Consider the following 2500-nt stretch of genomic DNA (forward strand, 5'->3'; position numbering starts at 1 on the left):
GGGAATGAATGCTCGGCGGTGTCCTACTCTCCCACACCCTGTCGAGTGCAGTACCATCGGCGCTGGAGGGCTTAGCTTCCGGGTTCGGAATGGGACCGGGCGTTTCCCCACCGCTATAACCGCCGAAACCCTATGAAACACATACTTCAACCACAACACTGGTTGGTGTTTCAGAGCTGCATAGTGGATGCGAACACAAACAAATCAACAAGTTTGATCGTTTGTGGGTAAGTCCTCGGCCTATTAGTACCAGTCAACTCGAACACGTTACCGTGCTTCCATCTCTGGCCTATCAACCCACTGGTCTCGGTGGGGGCCTTAACCCACAAAAGGGGTGGGAGACCTCATCTTGGAACAGGCTTCCCGCTTAGATGCCTTCAGCGGTTATCCCTCCCGAACGTAGCCAACCAGCCGTGCCCCTGGCGGGACAACTGGCACACCAGAGGTTCGTCCGTCCCGGTCCTCTCGTACTAGGGACAGCCTTCCTCAAGTCTCCTGCGCGCGCGGCGGATAGGGACCGAACTGTCTCACGACGTTCTAAACCCAGCTCGCGTGCCGCTTTAATGGGCGAACAGCCCAACCCTTGGGACCTACTCCAGCCCCAGGATGCGACGAGCCGACATCGAGGTGCCAAACCATGCCGTCGATATGGACTCTTGGGCAAGATCAGCCTGTTATCCCCGGGGTACCTTTTGTCCGTTGAGCGACACCCCTTCCACCAGGAGGTGCCGGATCACTAGTCCCGACTTTCGTCCCTGCTCGACCCGTCGGTCTCACAGTCAAGCTCCCTTGTGCACTTGCACTCAACACCTGATTGCCAACCAGGCTGAGGGAACCTTTGGGCGCCTCCGTTACTCTTTGGGAGGCAACCGCCCCAGTTAAACTACCCACCAGGCACTGTCCCTGGACCGGATCACGGTCCGAAGTTAGACACCCAGTACGACCAGAGTGGTATTTCAACGATGACTCCACAACCACTGGCGTGGCCGCTTCACAGTCTCCCACCTATCCTACACAAGCCGAACCAAGCACCAATACCAAGCTATAGTAAAGGTCCCGGGGTCTTTCCGTCCTGCCGCGCGTAACGAGCATCTTTACTCGTAGTGCAATTTCGCCGGGCCTGTGGTTGAGACAGTCGAGAAGTCGTTACGCCATTCGTGCAGGTCGGAACTTACCCGACAAGGAATTTCGCTACCTTAGGATGGTTATAGTTACCACCGCCGTTTACTGGCGCTTAAATTCTCACCTTCGCCCCCAAAGGGACTAAGCGGTCCTCTTAACGTTCCAGCACCGGGCAGGCGTCAGTCCGTATACATCGTCTTGCGACTTCGCACGGACCTGTGTTTTTAGTAAACAGTCGCTTCTCGCTGGTCTCTGCGGCCACCTGGCCCTAGCCCGCAACGGGGCTTCAAGCCCTGTGGCCCCCCTTCTCCCGAAGTTACGGGGGCATTTTGCCGAGTTCCTTAACCACAGTTCACCCGATCGCCTTGGTATTCTCTACCTGACCACCTGTGTCGGTTTGGGGTACGGGCCGCATGGACACTCACTAGAGGCTTTTCTCGGCAGCATGGGATCACTCTACTTCGCCTCATTCGGCTATGCATCACGTCTCAGAATACATGCAGCACGGATTTGCCTATGCTGCTCCCTACACGCTTACACCAGTCACCATCAGCTGGCGGAGCTACCCTCCTGCGTCACCCCATCGTTTGGCTACTACCGGCTCAGGCCCCACGCTCCCCCACCCACCATCCGAAGACAGCAAGCGGGTTCGGGTGGTTAGTATCACCGACCTCGCCAGGGACGCATCCACACGGGTACGGGAATATCAACCCGTTGTCCATCGACTACGCCTGTCGGCCTCGCCTTAGGTCCCGACTTACCCTGGGCGGATTAGCCTGGCCCAGGAACCCTTGGTCATCCGGCGGCAGAGTTTCTCACTCTGCTTTCGCTACTCATGCCTGCATTCTCACTCCCACACCCTCCACGACTCGCTCACGCGGCCGCTTCCCTGGATGCAGGACGCTCCCCTACCCACCCACACCACTGCACACTGCTCCGAAGAACAATGCGGATGTCATGTGTGAGTGACACAGCTTCGGCGGTACGCTTAAGCCCCGCTACATTGTCGGCGCAGGACCACTTGACCAGTGAGCTATTACGCACTCTTTCAAGGATGGCTGCTTCTAAGCCAACCTCCTGGTTGTCTCGGCGACCCCACATCCTTTACCACTTAGCGCACACTTAGGGGCCTTAGCTGGTGTTCTGGGCTGTTTCCCTCTCGACCACGAACCTTATCGCCCGCAGTCTCACTGCCACACTCTCACACACCGGTATTCGGAGTTTGGTTGATTTCGGTAAGCTTGTAGGCCCCCTAGACCATCCAGTGCTCTACCCCCGGCGTGAAACATGTGACGCTGCACCTAAATGCATTTCGGGGAGAACCAGCTATCACGGAGTTTGATTGGCCTTTCACCCCTACCCACAGCTCATCCCCCAG

Annotated in this window: 2 rRNA genes (1 of these 2 cut by a window edge); both read right to left on the reverse strand. The window is 57.3% G+C overall.

Annotation, left to right across the window (positions count from 1 at the left end):
- Positions 1 to 10: 10 nt before the first annotated feature.
- A 5S ribosomal RNA gene (gene rrf, locus BU204_RS37450) occupies positions 11 to 127 on the reverse strand.
- Between the two features lie 96 nt (positions 128 to 223).
- A 23S ribosomal RNA gene (locus BU204_RS37455) occupies positions 224 to 2500 on the reverse strand; it runs 843 nt beyond the window's last position.

The sequence above is a fragment of the Actinophytocola xanthii genome (assembly GCF_001921205.1).
Lineage (GTDB): Bacteria > Actinomycetota > Actinomycetes > Mycobacteriales > Pseudonocardiaceae > Actinophytocola > Actinophytocola xanthii.